The sequence below is a fragment of the Nocardioides sp. genome, from assembly GCF_030150155.1.
Lineage (GTDB): Bacteria > Actinomycetota > Actinomycetes > Propionibacteriales > Nocardioidaceae > Nocardioides.
Genome location: NZ_JASLGR010000045.1, coordinates 26,428 through 41,682 on the forward strand (window position 1 = coordinate 26,428; position 15,255 = coordinate 41,682).

Below are 15,255 nucleotides of genomic sequence, written 5' to 3' on the forward strand. Positions count from 1 at the left end.
CCCAACCTACCGATCAAGCGCCTTGGATCACGACCACGGTGCGCGGGCCGAGAGTGATCTGCTGGCCGGCGACCAGCGGCGTCCCGGTCGGCAGCGCGGCGTCGGTGGACAGCGCCACCGCCCCGGAGCGGACCCACTGCTGCACCGGCAGGGTGACCTCCAGCGGGGTGTCGCCGGCGTTGAACCAGAGCACGAAGGAGTCGTCGAGGATCTGGTGCCCATAGCGGTCCGGCGAGCGCAGCGGCCCCCCGGAGACGAAGAGCCCGACCGAGCGGCGCGAGGTGTCGTTCCAGTCCTCGGCGGCCATCTCGGAGCCGTCGGCGTCGAGCCAGGCCAGGTCCTTGGGGCCGCCGACGATGGTGGGGGAGCCCTCGAACCAGTGTCGCTGGCGCAGCGCCGGGTGGTTGCGGCGCAACTTGATCGCGGCGCGGGCGACCTCGTAGACGTCCTGCCAGGCGTGTTCGGGGGTCCAGTCCAGCCAGGAGATCTCGTTGTCCTGGCAGTAGGCGTTGTTGTTGCCCTGCTGGGTGCGACCGCGCTCGTCGCCGGCGGTGATCATCGGGACGCCGTTGGACAGCAGCAGCATCGCGATCATGTTGGCCGCGTCGCGGCGGCGCAGCGCGTCGATGGCGGCGTCATCGGTCTCGCCCTCGACGCCGTGGTTCCACGACCGGTTGTTGTCCGAGCCGTCGGTGTTGTTCTCGCCGTTGGCCTCGTTGTGCTTGGTCTCGTAGGTGACCAGGTCACGCAGGGTGAAGCCATCGTGGGCGGTGATGAAGTTGACCGAGTTGTACGCCGAGCGGCCGTCGTCGGCGTACAGGTCGCTGGAGCCGGCCAGCCGGGTGGCGACGTCCCGCACACCGGCGGTGTGGCCGCGCCAGAAGTCGCGGATGGTGTCGCGGAACTGGTCGTTCCACTCCACCCAGGGCGGGGGCATCCGGCCGACCAGGTAGCCGTCCTGGGAGGTGTCCCAGGGCTCGGCGATCAGCTTCACGTGGCGCAGGATCGGGTCCTGGCCGATCGCGATCAGCAGTGCGCAGTGGAAGTCGATCTCGGTGCCAGTCCGGGTCAGGGCGCTGGCCAGGTCGAACCGGAAGCCGTCGACGTGCATCTCGGTGACCCAGTAGCGCAGCGAGTCCAGGATCAGCCGGAGTGCGAGGTCGTCCCAGGTGTTCACCGTGTTGCCGCAGCCTGTGACGTCCCAGTACGTGTCGTCGTACTGGCCCTCGTGCTCGGGGACGCGCTTGTAGAAGCCGCGGTCGTCGAGGCCGCGGAAGGAGAGTGTCGGGCCCTTCGGACCGGCCTCGGCGGTGTGGTTGTAGACCACGTCGAGGATCACCTCGATCCGGGCCTTGTGCAGCTCCTTGACCATCGCCTTGAACTCGCGGACCTGCTCGCCGGTCGAGCCCGAGGAGGAGTACGTCGCGTCCGGCGCGAAGTAGGAGGCGGTGTTGTATCCCCAGTAGTTGGTCGTGCCCCGGTCGAGCAGGGCGGGTTCGGAGAAGAACTGGTGGATCGGCATCAGCTCCACGGCCGTGACGCCGAGGTTCTTCAGGTAGCTGATCACCGGCTTCGAGGCGAGGCCTGCGTACGTGCCGCGCATGTTCTCGGGCACCTCGGGGTGGAGCCGGGTGAACCCTTTGACGTGCAGCTCGTAGACCACGGTGTCGCGCCAGCGGCGCTGGATCGGGGTCTCGCCCTCCCAGTCGAAGGAGGTGTCGACCACGACCGAGCGGGCGGTGACCGGGGCCGAGTCGGAGGTGTCCATCTCCTCGGGCGCGTCCCAGCGGTAGCCGTAGAGCTCCTGGGTGTTGCGGATCGTCCCCGATGTGGCCAGCCCGTAGGGGTCGAGCAGCAGCTTGTTCACGTTGAACCGCAGTCCCTGGTCGGGCAGCCACGGACCGTCGGCGCGGTAGCCGTAGCGGGTGCCTGGGTCGAGATCGGGGATGGCGCCGTGCCAGATGCCCAGGGACTGCTCGGTGAGCTGGTAGCGGGTCTCGGTCTCGGTGCCGTCGGGGTGGAGGGTGAAGACGCAGACCCACATCGCGGTGGCACGCGGCGCGTAGACCGCGAAGTTGGTCGACTCCTCGGCCCAGGTCGCTCCCAGCGGCCAGTTCCGGCCACGCCACACCGGGCGCGTCTCGCCCATGCCTCGCCACAGTTCCACGACGCCATTGTGCAGGCCCACGGTGTGGTGGCGCTGAGCGCTCTATTCCACCGACTGGCTACGGGGCGCGCGCGCTGGTGACGTGCCCGATAGGGTCGGCGCCATGGAGACGTGGAGAAGGGTCCGCACGGTCGGAGGGCAGGTGCTGTTCGCACTGTGCTCGTTGGCCGCGCTGTTCCTGGCCCTCGGCGTTCTCTTGGTGGTGTTTCAGGCCGACGAGAAGAACGCACTCGTGACGTTCGTGCTCAACGTCGCCGACGTCGTCGATCTCGGGATCTTCGATCGAGCCCACGGCATCAAGGAGTGGACCTCGGAGAATGCGCAGACGAAGAACGCGCTCTTCAACTGGGGTCTGGGGGCACTCGCCTGGATCATCCTCGGGCGCGTGGTGGACTACTTCGTCAGGCCCACCGTGACACGTAAGTGACCCGTGAGTAACATCGCCATTCAACATCGATCATCCACAGGAGGGGCCGTCCAGGCCGCACCACACTATGAACATTGTTGTCCTCGTGAAGTACGTCCCCGACGCGACGGCAGACCGCCGGTTCGAGTCGGACAACACCGTTGACCGCGTCGGCGTCGACGGCCTGCTGTCGGAGCTCGACGAGTACGCCGTCGAGCAGGCCCTCCAGATCAAGGAGAAGCGCGACGGCGAAGAGGTCGAGGTCACGGCGCTGACCGTCGGCCCGGCCGAGGCCGAGGCCGCCGTCCGCAAGGCCCTCCAGATGGGTGCCGACAAGGCCGTCCACGTCGTCGACGACGCGATCGCCGGCTCGGACGCCCTGGCCACCTCGCTGGTGCTCGCCAAGGCGATCGAGAAGCTGGGCAAGGTCGACCTCGTCGTCGCCGGTCTGGCCTCGACCGACGCCGGTCTCTCCGTCGTCCCGCCGATGCTCGCCGAGCGGCTCGGTCTGCCCCAGGTCACCCTCGCCTCCGTGGTCGAGACCCAGGGCGACCAGGTCCGGATCAAGCGCGACACCGACGCCGCCACCGAGGTCATCGGCGGCGCGATGCCGCTGGTGCTGTCGGTCACCGACCAGTCCGGTGAGGCGCGCTACCCGTCGTTCAAGGGCATCATGGCGGCCAAGAAGAAGCCGCTGGAGTCCTGGAGCCTGGCCGACCTCGGTGTCGACGCCGGCTCGGTGGGCCTCGGCGCTGCCTACACCGCCGTCGAGACCGTGACGGCACGTCCGCCGCGCACCGCCGGCGAGATCGTCAAGGACGAGGACGGCTCGGGCGCCAAGGCGCTGGCCGAGTTCCTCGCGTCCAAGAAGTTCATCTGAGAAGGCGGGGGTACACACCATGTCTGAAGTTCTCGTTCTTGTTGACTACCAGGGCGGCGCCGTCAAGAAGCCGACCCTGGAGCTGCTCACCATCGCCCGCCGCATCGGCGAGCCGTCGGCCGTCTTCATCGGCGCGCCGGCCGAGGCCGCCGCCGTGGCCGACGTGGTCAAGGGCTACGGCGCGACGAAGGTCTACGCCGTCGACGACGCCCAGATCAAGGGCTACCTGGTCGCTCCGAAGGCGGAGGCCCTGGCCCAGATCGCGGCCACCGCCGCCCCGGCCGCGATCCTGCTGCCGTCCAACGCCGAGACGAAGGAGATCGCCGCGCGTCTGGCGATCAAGCTCGACTCCGGTGTCATCCTCGACGCCGTCGACGTCCAGGCTGCCGGTGGCGCGATCGTCGCCACCCAGTCGGTCTTCGCCGGCAACTTCACCGTCGAGGGCAAGGTCACCCGGGGCACGCCGATCATCACGGTCAAGCCCAACGCCGCCGCCCCCGAGGAGTCGGCTGCTGCAGGCGAGGTCGTGGCCACCGCCGTGACCATCTCCGACGCTGCCAAGACGGCCCAGATCGTCGCCACCCAGCCGCGTCAGGCCTCGGGTCGTCCCGAGCTGACCGAGGCCGCGATCATCGTCTCCGGTGGCCGTGGCACCGGCGGCGACTTCTCCGCCGTCGAGGACCTGGCCGACCAGCTCGGTGCCGCGGTCGGCGCCTCGCGTGCCGCCGTCGACTCGGGCTGGAAGCCGCACACCTTCCAGGTGGGCCAGACCGGCAAGACGGTCTCGCCGCAGCTCTACATCGCCAACGGCATCTCCGGTGCGATCCAGCACCGCGCCGGCATGCAGACCTCCAAGACGATCGTGGCCGTCAACAAGGACGAAGAGGCCCCGATCTTCGAGCTGGTCGACTTCGGCGTCGTCGGCGACCTGCACACCGTGCTCCCGGCGCTGACCGCCGAGATCAAGGCGCGCAAGGGCTGAGCCCCACCCCACAGCGACTCCTGCCTGTGAACTCAGGCGAAAATAACCTGTGAAGTGCCCCCGACTCACCAAAGTCGGGGGCACTGTGGTCTTTACTTTGACTAGCAGTGTCAGATATGTGACGGTGAACACCCCCTCTCGGGGGAGCTGGTGACGAGATGAGTGCGGGGGAGATCAGGGTGCGACGGTGGAAGGCTTTGGTGGCGACGGGCGTAGCCCTCGCCACGGTGGGAGGCGTCGGCCTCAACGTTCTGGACATCGCCGGCCCCTCGCCGGTGGCGCAGGCCGCAGCGGCCGTTGACGCCAACGGGTGTCCGACGACCACCACGACGACCACGACGCCGACGGCCACGGCGACCGCCACGGTGACGACGGCGACCTCGACCGCGACGACCACCACCACGGCGTACGCGACGAAGACGGCCACGACGACGGCGCCGAACTGCCCGTACGTCGGCTGGCTGCCCGGGTGGCGGCCCAAGCTCGGTCCGGTCTTCAACGACCCGCTCGGTTCGTCCTCGGACGCCCAGGCGATCGTGCGCCGGGTCTACCAGGCGATCATGCACGCCAAGCGTGGCTCGCAGATCCGGATCGCGGTCTACTCCTTCGACCGCTCCGAGATCGCCTACGCGCTGCGCAAGGCCAAGCAGCGCGGCGTCAGCGTCCAGGTGATCGTCGCTCAGAAGGTCATGTCCAGCGTGGCCCGCAAGCTCCAGTCGACGCTGGGCAAGAACCCGCGCAAGGCCAACTTCCTGATCAGCTGCCCCGGCCGCTGCCGCAACGGCGGCAAGACCGCCGGCAACGAGCACGACAAGGTGTTCGCGTTCAGCCGCTCCGGTGGCGCGCAGTACCTGGTCATCACCGGCTCGGGCAACCTGACCTCCAAGGCCGTCTACCGGCAGTGGAACGACTCCTACGCCGTGGCCAACGACAAGCAGCTCTACGACACCTGGCTGAAGATGTTCAACCAGATGAAGTTCAAGAAGCAGACCGGCGCCCGGGTGCTGACCTACACCACCACCAGCGGTGCCTACAGCTACTGGTTCCAGCGCAAGGCCGCGGCCGCCTCGGACCAGCTCGCCACGCTGTCCACCACGACGCTGCAGCGGTACAACGCCAAGACCGACCGCCCGGCCAAGCAGATCTCCAAGATCAGCTGCAAGGCTCCCAAGGGGTACGGCGCCAACGGACGCACCACCATCCGACTGGCCATGTACGCGATGTTCGGCGCCCGAGGCAGGGCGCTGACCAAGATGCTGGTGGCCAAGAAGAAGCAGGGCTGCGACGTCAAGGTCATCATGAGCGTCCCCGGCTCGCAGTGGCCCACGCTGACCAAGGCCGGCATCCCGACCCGCAGCGCCGACTGGGAGTTCACCTACCGTGACCCGCTGCTCGAGGACGGCATCGGCGGCTACGGCCCGCGGTTCTACTCGCACCTGAAGTACATGGCCGTCAGCGGCACGTACAACGGCCAGCCGGCCAACCTCGTCGTCACCGGTTCGGAGAACTGGGACGGGCTGTCCAAGGCCAACGAGGAGGTCGTCCTCCAGATCAACAGCGCGAACGTCTACAAGCGTTACGCGAACCACTTCAACAAGCTCTTCACCACCAAGGCCACCCACCGGATGGGCGTCAAGCCCCTCGGGGGGCCGGGCTCGGTGCGCTGAGGCTCAGCGGGTGGAACGGGGCGGTAGGGGCAACCCTGCCGCCCCGTAAACTTTCCCCCATGACGACCCTGGACCCCGCCGTCGTGAGCGCAGTGCGCGAGGCCGCGACCCGTGCCCGGACCGCCAGCTACGACCTGGCCCTGGCCACCCGTGCGGTCAAGGACGCCGCCCTGACCGCGATGGCCGAGGCGCTGGTGGCACGCGCGGGCGAGGTGCTGGCCGCCAACGCCGCCGACGTGGAGCGGGCCCTGGTCGGTGGCACGCCGGAGAACATCGTCGACCGGCTGCGGCTAACGCCCGACCGGCTGGAGGCGATGGCCCAGGGGCTGCGCGACGTGGCGGGACTGCCTGACCCGGTCGGCGAGGTCGTGCGCGGCTCGGCGCTGGCCAACGGCCTGGAGTTGCGCCAGATCCGGGTGCCGTTCGGCGTCGTCGGGATGATCTACGAGGCCCGCCCTAACGTCACCGCCGACGCGGCCGGCATCTGCCTCAAGTCGGGCAACGCGGTGCTGCTGCGCGGGTCGGGCTCGGCGGCGGAGTCCAACGCCGCGATCGTGGCGGTGCTGCGTGACGTGGCCGCCGCCCAGGGCCTGCCCGCCGACGTCGTACAGCTGCTGCCGGCGCACACCCACGACTCCGTCGGCGCCCTGATGCAGGCCCGCGGACTGGTCGACGTGCTGATCCCGCGGGGCGGGGCCGGGCTGATCAAGGCCGTCGTGGAGGGCTCCACCGTTCCCGTGATCGAGACCGGAGTGGGCAACGTGCACGTGTACGTCGACCGCGCGGCCGACCAGGACAAGGCGCTCGCGATCGTGCTCAACTCCAAGACCCACCGCACCAGCGTGTGCAACAGCGCCGAGTCGTTGCTGGTGCACGCCGACATCGCCGCCGAGTTCGTGCCCCGGGTGGTCAAGGCGCTGCAGAGCGAGGGCGTCACGCTGCACGGCGACACCGCCTTCGAGGCGTACGACGGCGTGGTGGCCGCGACCGACGAGGACTGGGCCACGGAGTACCTCTCCCTCGACATGGCCGCCGCCGTGGTGCCCGACCTGGACGCCGCGATCGCCCACATCCGGCGCTGGTCCAGCGGTCACACCGAGGCGATCGTGACCGAGGACCTGGCCGCGGCCCGTCGTTTCAGTGCCGCGGTCGACTCCGCTGCGGTGATGGTGAACGCCTCCACCCGCTTCACCGACGGCGGCGAGTTCGGCTTCGGCGCAGAGATCGGGATCAGCACCCAGAAGCTGCACGCCCGCGGTCCGATGGGCCTTCCCGAGATGACCTCGACCAAGTTCATCGTCACCGGGGACGGCCATGTGCGATGAGCGGGAGGGGTCACGGTAGGGTGAGCCCATGCTGAGCACGCTTGTCACCCTTGCCGCCGCTGCTGAGGCCGAGCACCACGAGTCCGTGAACCACTGGATCATCGGTGGCATCGCCATCGCCATCCTGCTGGGCATGCTGCTGGTCCTGATGGCCTTCGCCCGCGGGCGCGAGCACTCCTGATCCACGATCCGCTCGTGACGGCGCGTCGCAGGGTCGGGGTGATGGGTGGGACCTTCGATCCCATCCACAACGGTCACCTCGTCGCGGCCAGCGAGGTCCAGGGGGTCTTCGGGCTCGACGAGGTCGTCTTCGTCCCTACGGGTGCGCCCTGGCAGAAGTCCGACCGCGAGGTCTCTCCGGCCGAGCATCGCTACCTGATGACCGTCGTCGCGACGGCCGCCAACCCGCGGTTCACCGTCAGCCGGGTCGACATCGACCGGCAGGGGCCGACGTACACCTATGACACGCTGCACGACCTCACGGCGGCGATGCCGGATGCGGATCTGGTCTTCATCACCGGCATCGACGCATTGGCCGAGATCTTCACCTGGCGCAACGCCGACCAGCTGTTCGAGCTCGCCGAGTTCGTCGGCTGCACCCGGCCGGGCTACGAGATCGACGAGTCGGTGCTGGCCCGGGTGCCCTCGGACCGGGTGACGCTCCTGGAGATCCCCGCCCTGGCGATCTCCTCGACCGACTGCCGTGACCGGCACCGCAGCGGCCAGCCGATCTGGTACCTCGTGCCCGACGGCGTTGTTCAATACATCGGGAAGCACGAGCTCTATGCGCTCGATGCTCCCGCTGATCATTCCCACACCCCCTGAAAGCTCTCCATGACTGCCACTGACTACGCCCGCGACCTCGCTGTGGTTGCGGCTCGTGCCGCCTCGGCCAAGCTCGCCCAGAACATCGTCGCGTTCGACGTGAGTGAGCAGCTCGCCATCACCGATGTCTTCCTGCTCTGCTCGGGCGCCAACGACCGGCAGGTCAAGGCGATCGTCGACGAGATCGAGGACAAGGTCCGCGAGTTCGGCGCCAAGCCGATCCGCCGTGAGGGTGAGCGCGACGCCCGCTGGGTGCTGCTCGACTTCGGTGACGCCGTGATCCACGTGCAGCACGAGGAGGAGCGCCAGTTCTACGCCCTGGAGCGGCTCTGGCGCGACTGCCCGGCCGTCGACCTGGGCGACCTCGAGGCCGAGGCCGCTGCTGCCGCCGGGGCCACCGACACGCCTGCCGCGGGGCAGTGACCCGACTGGTCCTGGTGCGCCACGGGCGTACCGAGTGGAACCGCCTGGGGCGGATCCAGGGCCAGACCGACGTCGACCTCGATGAGGTCGGCGTGGCCCAGGCTGCGGCGGTGGCGCCGTACATCGCGGGCTTCGAGCCGGTCGCGATCTGGTCCTCGGACCTGAGCCGCGCCTCGGCCACGGCCGCCCGCATCGCCGTCGAGTGCGGCCTGCTGGTGCGCCACGACGAACGCCTGCGCGAGCGCGGGTTCGGTGAGATCGAGGGGCTCTCGCACCGTGAGTTCGCCGAGCGCTCGCCCGGCCAGTACGACGCCTTCCGCGCCGGTGACTTCGACCTGATCGACTCCGCGGAGAACTCCGAGGTCGTCGCGGCCCGGCTGCACGCCAGCGCCCGCGACCTCGGCGCCGAGCTGGAGGCGGGGGAGACCGCCGTGATCGTCTCCCACGGTGCGGCCCTCAAGCTGCTCGTCGGCGCCCTGATCGGGCTCAGCCCGGCCGCGTCGGTCTCGACCCTGGTCGGGATGGACAACTGCGCCTGGGCCGAGGTCGAGCTGCGTGGCGACGCCGGCCGGCTGGTGGCCTACAACCGGGGCGCACCCGCGGTCGCGGAGCTGTCGGTCTGATCCCGGTGGCCCCGATTTCTTGTTCTGCGGGGTCATTCGCTACTGTTCTTCTCGTTGCCGGGGAGTGATCAGCCTCGGACAACGCCAATCGGGGGTGTGGCGCAGCTGGTAGCGCACCTGCATGGCATGCAGGGGGTCAGGGGTTCGAGTCCCCTCACCTCCACCCGAAGTGCAAGGCTCACAGGCCGGCCCGTCAGGGCCCGCGTGTGGGCCTTGTTTCTATTTCACCGCGATTCTCAGTGCGATGTGGCGCGCGGCGGTGCGCTGTGAGGATCCGTGCTCGTGTTGTGATCCGGCTGTGAGGCTCCCGTGAGGTGGCGTTCCTAGCATCGGGCGCATCGAGGGGCGAGCAGGTGCGCCCAGGGAAGGGATCAGGGTGACGGACGTGAGGCAAAGGCGTGTCAGGGCGACCCTGCTGGCGGTGGGAGAGATCGCTCCGTGGTGACGTCGGCTCCTCCTGCTGCCTCCCCGCTGCCTGCTGAGCCGGGCGCCGAGCGTCCCGGTCCTGCCGACGGCACTGGGCGCCCTGGCCGGATCGTGGGCCTGGACGTGCTGCGAGCCGTGGGTGTCACGGCCGTGATCGGCTACCACCTCGGCGTGCCCGGTCTGGCCGGCGGGTTCCTCGGCGTCACTCTCTTCTTCGTCGTCTCCGGGTTCCTGATCACCCACCTGCTGCTGCGCGAACGCGCGCTGACCGGGCGTGTGGACCTCCTCGCGTTCTGGCGGCGCCGGGCGCGGAGGCTGTTCCCGGCGGCGTACGTCGTCATCGCCGCGTGCCTGGTCTGGGCGACGCTGACCCACCGGGAGCTGCTGCCCCGGCTGCGGCCTGACGCGCTGGCGGCGCTGGTCTACGGGAACAACTGGTGGATGGTCGTCCGGCACACGTCCTACTTCGACTCCTTCGGTCTGCCCTCACCGCTGACGCACTTCTGGAGCCTGGCCGTGGAGGAGCAGTTCTACCTGCTCTGGCCGGTGGTGCTCGTCGGGCTCCTAGTCGTCGTGGGGCGCAACGCGCGCAGTGTGCTGGTCGTCGGCCTGCTCGGCCTCGCCTCGCTGCTGGCCGTGGTCGTCGGCTACCTGGCAGGGGTGAGCCTCAACCGGCTCTACCTGGGCACCGACACGCGTGCGGGGGAGCTGTTGGCGGGCGCCACGCTCGCGCTGGCGCTGCACCTGGCCCCGGCGGCGCTCACGGCGCTGGTCGAGCGGATCGTGCCCGAGCGCGTACGCCGGCTCGGTCTGCGCGGGCTGTTCCTGGCGTCCCTGGTGGTGTTCGTGGTGCTGGTGGTGACGTTGCGCGAGACCGCCGCCCCGACCTACCTGGGCGGTCTGGCCCTGGCCACCGTGGCCTCGGTCGGCCTGGTCGCCTCGGTGGGGGCCGTCGCGGTAGTGGCCCGCCTCGACCGGGGGCTGGTGGGGGCGGTCGGACGCCGCTCCTACGTGCTCTACCTGTGGCACTTCCCGGTCCTGGTCGCGCTCTCCTCGGCGACCGACTACGGCAGGTTCTCCTGGACCCGGGTCGTCGCCGTCGTCGCCGTGACGGCACTGCTGGCCGAGCTCACCCACCGGTGCATCGAGAACCCGGTCCGCCGCGCGGGTCTGCGCGGCTCGCTGCGGCGCCTGGGCGGGCGCATCGGCTCCCTGGCCCCCGCGCCGCGGATGGGTGCCGTCTTCGGGATGGTCGCCCCGGTCGCCGTGATCGCGCTCGCGCTCAGCGGTCGGGTGGACCCCGCCCCGGTCGACCACGGTCCGACCACGATCCAGGTCGGCCCCGGCTCGGCACTGACCGGCCACGAGACGAGGCCGCACAGGTCGCCGAGCCCGGGTGCCTCGGGTGCCCCGCATACTCCGCATGTGCCGCACGGGAGTTCGAGCGGCGGTCCCAGTCCTCATCTCAGCCCCAGCCACAGTGCCAGTCTCAGCCCCGGTGCAGACCCCAGCCGTGGTACGGAGCCGAGTGACGGCACGACGCCGAGTGGATCTCCGAGCGGCGTCCCGAGTGGGAGTCCGAGCGGCGTCCCGAGCGGTGGCCCGAGCGGGGCCGCCACCCCCGGACCGCTCAGCCGCCCGATGGCCGGCGCCCGGACGGTCGTGGTCGGCGACTCGCTGATGATCGACATCGCCCCCTCCCTGGAGCGGGCTCTGCCCGGCATCTCGATCGACGCCCAGATCGGCCGCCAGCCGCGCACCGGCCTGCAGATCGCGGGCGGCTACCCGCAGTTCAACCGACCGGGCGGCACCTACATCCTCGGGATCGGCACCAACGGCGCGATCGACGCCTCGGCGCTCTCCGCGTTCTGCCGTACGCACGCTGAGGCCCGGATCGTGCTGATCACTCCGCGGGTGGCGCGCAGTTGGGAGTCGACCAGCGTGGCGGCGATCCGGCAGGCGGCCGCGCGCTACCCGAACGTCCAGGTCGTCGACTTCCACCGGATGGCGGCCGGCCATGACGACTGGTTCGGCCCCGACGGTGTCCACCTCACCCCGGCCGGGGTGCGCGCGATGTCCTCGGCGATCGTGCGGACCGGGCGTTCGTGAGGCGGCCCGCCGTGACCGCATCGGATCGGCTCAGGCCTCCAAGGCGGTGTCGAACTCCTCGTTGACCAGGGCCATGTTCACCATCGCACCGGTGAGGACCGCTGCGCCGATCGCGATCGGGACGCTCCCTCCGGGGTTGGTGACGTTGCCGGTGGCCCAGATCCGCGGATGACTGGTCTGACCGGTCGGGTCGACGGCGAGGAAGCTGCCCATCGGGTTCTCGGTGCGGTCCAGGTCGAGCCCGGCCAGGAAGGCGTCGTGCGGCCGGGAGTGCGGCGCGGTGAAGAGGGCGTCGTACGCGATCTGGCGACCGTCCTCCAGGCGTACGCCGCTCAGCCGGCCGTCATCGGCCAGGATCTCGGCGACCGGGGTGGTAACGATCTCGATCCCGCGCGAGCGCAGCCGTGCCTCCTCCTCGGACGACAGGGTGCCGTAGCCCGCGGAGAGGAACGTCAGCCGGTCGCTCCATTGCCGGACCAGCTGCACCTGATGCAGCGAGTTCGGGCCGGTGGCGAGCACTGCCAGGCGTTGGTCGCGCACCTCCCAGCCGTGGCAGTACGGGCAGTGCACCACGCCGCGGCCCCACTGCTCGGCCAGGCCGGGGAGGTCGGGCAGCACGTCGCTCAGGCCGCTGGCGACGATCACGGCGCGTGTCCTGAGCGCGGTGCCGTCGGTCAGGGTGACGCTGAGGCCGGACGTTCCGGCGTCGGTGACGGCGGCCACCTCGGCCGAGGTGAGGGTGACGTCGTACTGGCGGCACTCCTCGCGTCCGATCCGGATCAGCTCGGCGGGGTCGAGCCCGTCGTGGCCGAGCACGCCGTGCATGTGGGCGGCGAACCGGTTGCGCGGCAGACCGGTGTCCAGCACCAGCACCCGGCGCCGGGCCCGGCCCAGGGTCAGTGCTGCGGAGAGGCCGGCGGCTGCGCCACCGATGACGATCACGTCGGGTTGTTCGCTCATGTCACCAGTGCACTGGCATGATGGCGAAACAGCAAAGATTCTTGCGGAATTGGCAAGGCAGTCCTCAAGGCGGTCCTGATGGTCGACGAGTTGAAGCAGGTCGCGGCACGGCTGCGGGCGTTCCGGCACTCGCGCGGGTGGACGTTGGACGAGCTCGCGGAGCGAGCCGGGATGTCGGCCAGCACGCTGTCACGCCTGGAGTCGGGCAAGCGCCAGGCCAGCCTGGAGCTGCTGATCCCGTTGACCCGCGAGCTCGGGATCGGCCTGGACGACCTGGTCGCGCCCGTGGTCGCCGATCCGCGCGTACGTCGTCCAGCGATCCACCGCGACGGGATCGTGATCGCTCCGTTGGCGCCGGAAGGCTCTGCGGTGGGGACCTACAAGGTGACCTACCCGCCCTCGGCGCAGTGCCCCGAGCAGCGCGTGCACGACGGCTTCGAGTGGCTCTACGTCCTGGCCGGCAAGCTCCGGCTCTCGCTCGGCGACCAGGTCTTCGTGCTCGGCGCGGGGGAGGCTGCCGAGTTCGACACCCGGGTCCCGCACAGCCTCTCCGCGGTCGGTCCGCGCCCTGCTCAGGTGCTCAGCATCTTCAACAGCGAGGGCGTCCGCCTGCACACCACCGGGGTGGAGGGGGCCCGAATGGCGTAGACGCCGGGTGGTTCGCTAGTGTTTTCCTTGTTGCCGACACGGAGACGGGTCGGTGAGACGCTGGGGGTGTGGCGCAGCTGGTAGCGCACCTGCATGGCATGCAGGGGGTCAGGGGTTCGAGTCCCCTCACCTCCACAGCGACGAACGGCGGTGCGATCTGAGGATCGCACCGCCGTTCGGCATTGGTGGCACCGCGTGACGGCTTCGGGGCGGGACCGAAGACCCTCTAGTCCACCGCCACGGAGTCTGCCGATTCCGCCCGACGGCCCCGGCGCTGACTGCCACACTGCCGCCACGAGGACGGTTCGCGCGTCCGCCGGGGAGAGGCAGGGTCGAGATGTTCGCGGTGACGCGTCGGCTGTGGGGGCGGGGACGTGCGTGGTCCACCGACCCCACCCACTTCGAGTTCGGGGAGATCGACCAGGCGCTGCGGCTGCGCACCGAGTCCCTGGTCACCGCCAGCAAGCAGCTGGCGGAGCGCTTCCCGGCCAAGGCCCTCGACCCTGACGTGGTCTTCCGGCTGGCCGCGGTCGACCTGTTCGTGGAGAAGGCCCAGCGGGTGCTGGGCAAGCGGGCCGCGCGGATGTCGATCGCCGGGACGATGGCGTCGGCTGCGGCGGTCCTCGCCGTCGGTGCGCTGAGCTACTACATCGCCGTGCACGCGGCCTCTCCGCCGCCGACGATCGGCCGCAACGAGCTGATCCTCCGGGTCGTCTCAGCGATCTCGCTGGGCGGTGTCGTGCTGGTCGCGGTCAAGTACTTCGTCGCCCTGGCGCGATCCTTCTTCCACGAGAGCGTCACGCTGCTTTCACGCCGCCACGCCCTGCGCTTCGGGCGGATGTACCTCTACCTCAACCCGACCGACGTGACCCTCGAGCACCTCAAGGACGCCTTCGACTGGAACCGAGGCGGGGAGTCGTCGTTCCTCGACATCCGGCCCGGGGAGATCGGCCAGACGCCGTACACCGCGATCGCCCAGGCGATCGGGGATGCGATGGGCGCTGCCTTCGCGAAGGGGTTCGAGAGCGCCACGTCCACGACGGCCGGCGCGGGCGGGGCCACGCCACCGGGTCAGTAGTCCACCTGCACGAAGGCGTGGTCGGAGTGGCTGCGCAGCAGCTGCACGTCCCGGCTCGGCTCGGTGAAGAAGACGTCGTCGATCCTGCGGTGGGAGGTCAGGGTGCCGGTCGTTCCGGGGTGCCCCTCCCACGCCGAGTGCAGCGGGGGCAGGGCGAGGCCGTGGAAGTTGGAGTCGCCGAGGGCGCAGACGGCGTCGCAGCGTCGCAGCAGCCGGGAGACGACGCGCTGGAGACGGCGTACCTCCTGCTGATGGCGACGGGCGTTGCGGGGCCGGTCGGCGCGGTAGACGTCGTTGCCCTGGGTGCCGGGGATGAGGTGGTAGCTCACGATCCCGAGGCGCTGGGCGGTGAGGTGGTCCTCGGCCTCGACCACGCTCACCCAGCGGGGCGGGAGCAGGTCGAGGATGCGGGAGCCGCGGTCGGCGTGACCGACGGTGCCGAGGCTGACCTGGCGGGTGGCCAGGACGGTGAACCGCGAGGCGCGCAGCCCCACGACGCAGTCGCCGGGACCCGAGGTCACCCAGGTGTACGCCCCGCTGCCGGTGCGCAGACGGGGCACGCCGGCCACGCCGACGCTGCCGGTGCGTGCCAGGCCGCGCAGGCGCATGATCCGCCACTCCTGGAGGCCGACGATGTCGGGGTCACCGGCGAGCACCGTCGCCAGACACTCGTCGGCCTGCTGCGGGCTCAGTGAGGACAGCACGTTCGCGGTGGTGATCCGGGTCCTCGGCATGG

Annotated in this window: 15 protein-coding genes and 2 tRNA genes; 14 read left to right on the forward strand and 3 right to left on the reverse strand. The window is 70.1% G+C overall.

Annotation, left to right across the window (positions count from 1 at the left end):
• Nucleotides 1–13 precede the first annotated feature (13 nt).
• The gene (glgX, locus tag Q1V88_RS14460) at nt 14–2,167 is read right to left on the reverse strand and encodes a glycogen debranching protein GlgX (protein ID WP_300681995.1); all 2,154 of its coding nucleotides are present in this window, start codon (nt 2,165–2,167) and stop codon (nt 14–16) included.
• Between the two features lie 103 nt (nt 2,168–2,270).
• Here glgX and Q1V88_RS14465 point away from each other — a divergent pair, with 103 nt between their 5' ends.
• The 11 genes from Q1V88_RS14465 to Q1V88_RS14515 all read left to right on the forward strand — a co-directional run bounded on the left by Q1V88_RS14465 (nt 2,271) and on the right by Q1V88_RS14515 (nt 11,833).
• Nucleotides 2,271–2,594 (forward strand): hypothetical protein, encoded by a 324-nt coding sequence (locus Q1V88_RS14465; protein WP_300681996.1) that lies wholly within the window; start codon nt 2,271–2,273, stop codon nt 2,592–2,594.
• A gap of 67 nt (nt 2,595–2,661) precedes the next feature.
• Nucleotides 2,662–3,453, forward strand: coding sequence for an electron transfer flavoprotein subunit beta/FixA family protein (locus tag Q1V88_RS14470; protein ID WP_300681997.1), 792 nt, complete (start codon nt 2,662–2,664; stop codon nt 3,451–3,453).
• Nucleotides 3,454–3,472: 19 nt separating this feature from the next.
• Nucleotides 3,473–4,435 carry an electron transfer flavoprotein subunit alpha/FixB family protein gene (locus tag Q1V88_RS14475; protein ID WP_300681998.1) on the forward strand — a complete coding sequence of 321 codons (963 nt, stop codon included), beginning with the start codon at nt 3,473–3,475 and terminating at the stop codon, nt 4,433–4,435.
• A gap of 200 nt (nt 4,436–4,635) precedes the next feature.
• The gene (locus Q1V88_RS14480) at nt 4,636–6,102 is read left to right on the forward strand and encodes a phospholipase D-like domain-containing protein (RefSeq protein ID WP_300681999.1); all 1,467 of its coding nucleotides are present in this window, start codon (nt 4,636–4,638) and stop codon (nt 6,100–6,102) included.
• A 59-nt stretch (nt 6,103–6,161) separates the two neighbouring features.
• Entirely contained in the window at nt 6,162–7,427 is a 1,266-nt protein-coding gene (locus Q1V88_RS14485) for a glutamate-5-semialdehyde dehydrogenase (RefSeq protein WP_300682000.1), read from the forward strand.
• Between the two features lie 28 nt (nt 7,428–7,455).
• Nucleotides 7,456–7,608: a hypothetical protein gene (locus tag Q1V88_RS14490; RefSeq protein ID WP_300682001.1), complete on the forward strand. Its 153-nt coding sequence runs from the start codon at nt 7,456–7,458 to the stop codon at nt 7,606–7,608.
• Nucleotides 7,609–7,622: 14 nt separating this feature from the next.
• Nucleotides 7,623–8,252 carry a nicotinate-nucleotide adenylyltransferase gene (nadD, locus tag Q1V88_RS14495; protein WP_300682002.1) on the forward strand — a complete coding sequence of 210 codons (630 nt, stop codon included), beginning with the start codon at nt 7,623–7,625 and terminating at the stop codon, nt 8,250–8,252.
• Nucleotides 8,253–8,261: 9 nt separating this feature from the next.
• Entirely contained in the window at nt 8,262–8,675 is a 414-nt protein-coding gene (gene rsfS / locus Q1V88_RS14500) for a ribosome silencing factor (RefSeq protein ID WP_300682003.1), read from the forward strand.
• Complete coding sequence (locus tag Q1V88_RS14505) at nt 8,672–9,298, forward strand: histidine phosphatase family protein (RefSeq protein WP_300682004.1); 627 nt, start codon at nt 8,672–8,674, stop codon at nt 9,296–9,298. Before rsfS ends, Q1V88_RS14505 begins: the two co-directional genes overlap by 4 nt.
• A 90-nt stretch (nt 9,299–9,388) precedes the next feature.
• Nucleotides 9,389–9,461: transfer RNA gene (locus Q1V88_RS14510), tRNA-Ala, on the forward strand.
• Between the two features lie 278 nt (nt 9,462–9,739).
• Nucleotides 9,740–11,833: an acyltransferase family protein gene (locus Q1V88_RS14515; protein ID WP_300682005.1), complete on the forward strand. Its 2,094-nt coding sequence runs from the start codon at nt 9,740–9,742 to the stop codon at nt 11,831–11,833.
• A 30-nt stretch (nt 11,834–11,863) separates the two neighbouring features.
• Here Q1V88_RS14515 and Q1V88_RS14520 read toward each other — a convergent pair whose 3' ends face one another.
• Nucleotides 11,864–12,793 (reverse strand): NAD(P)/FAD-dependent oxidoreductase, encoded by a 930-nt coding sequence (locus Q1V88_RS14520; protein ID WP_300682006.1) that lies wholly within the window; start codon nt 12,791–12,793, stop codon nt 11,864–11,866.
• Between the two features lie 78 nt (nt 12,794–12,871).
• Between Q1V88_RS14520 and Q1V88_RS14525 the strand changes: the two genes are divergently transcribed.
• The 3 genes from Q1V88_RS14525 (at nt 12,872) to Q1V88_RS14535 (ending at nt 14,519) form a co-directional block, all read left to right on the forward strand.
• On the forward strand, nt 12,872–13,441 hold the full coding sequence (locus Q1V88_RS14525; protein ID WP_300682007.1) for a helix-turn-helix domain-containing protein: 570 nt from the start codon (nt 12,872–12,874) through the stop codon (nt 13,439–13,441).
• A 62-nt stretch (nt 13,442–13,503) separates the two neighbouring features.
• Nucleotides 13,504–13,576: transfer RNA gene (locus tag Q1V88_RS14530), tRNA-Ala, on the forward strand.
• A gap of 211 nt (nt 13,577–13,787) precedes the next feature.
• A complete protein-coding gene (locus tag Q1V88_RS14535) occupies nt 13,788–14,519 on the forward strand; it encodes a hypothetical protein (protein WP_300682008.1) in 732 nt (243 codons plus the stop codon).
• Here the strand turns inward: Q1V88_RS14535 and Q1V88_RS14540 are convergent.
• Entirely contained in the window at nt 14,513–15,253 is a 741-nt protein-coding gene (locus tag Q1V88_RS14540) for an endonuclease/exonuclease/phosphatase family protein (protein ID WP_300682009.1), read from the reverse strand. The two genes, Q1V88_RS14535 and Q1V88_RS14540, sit on opposite strands and share 7 nt — an antisense overlap.
• Nucleotides 15,254–15,255 lie beyond the last annotated feature (2 nt).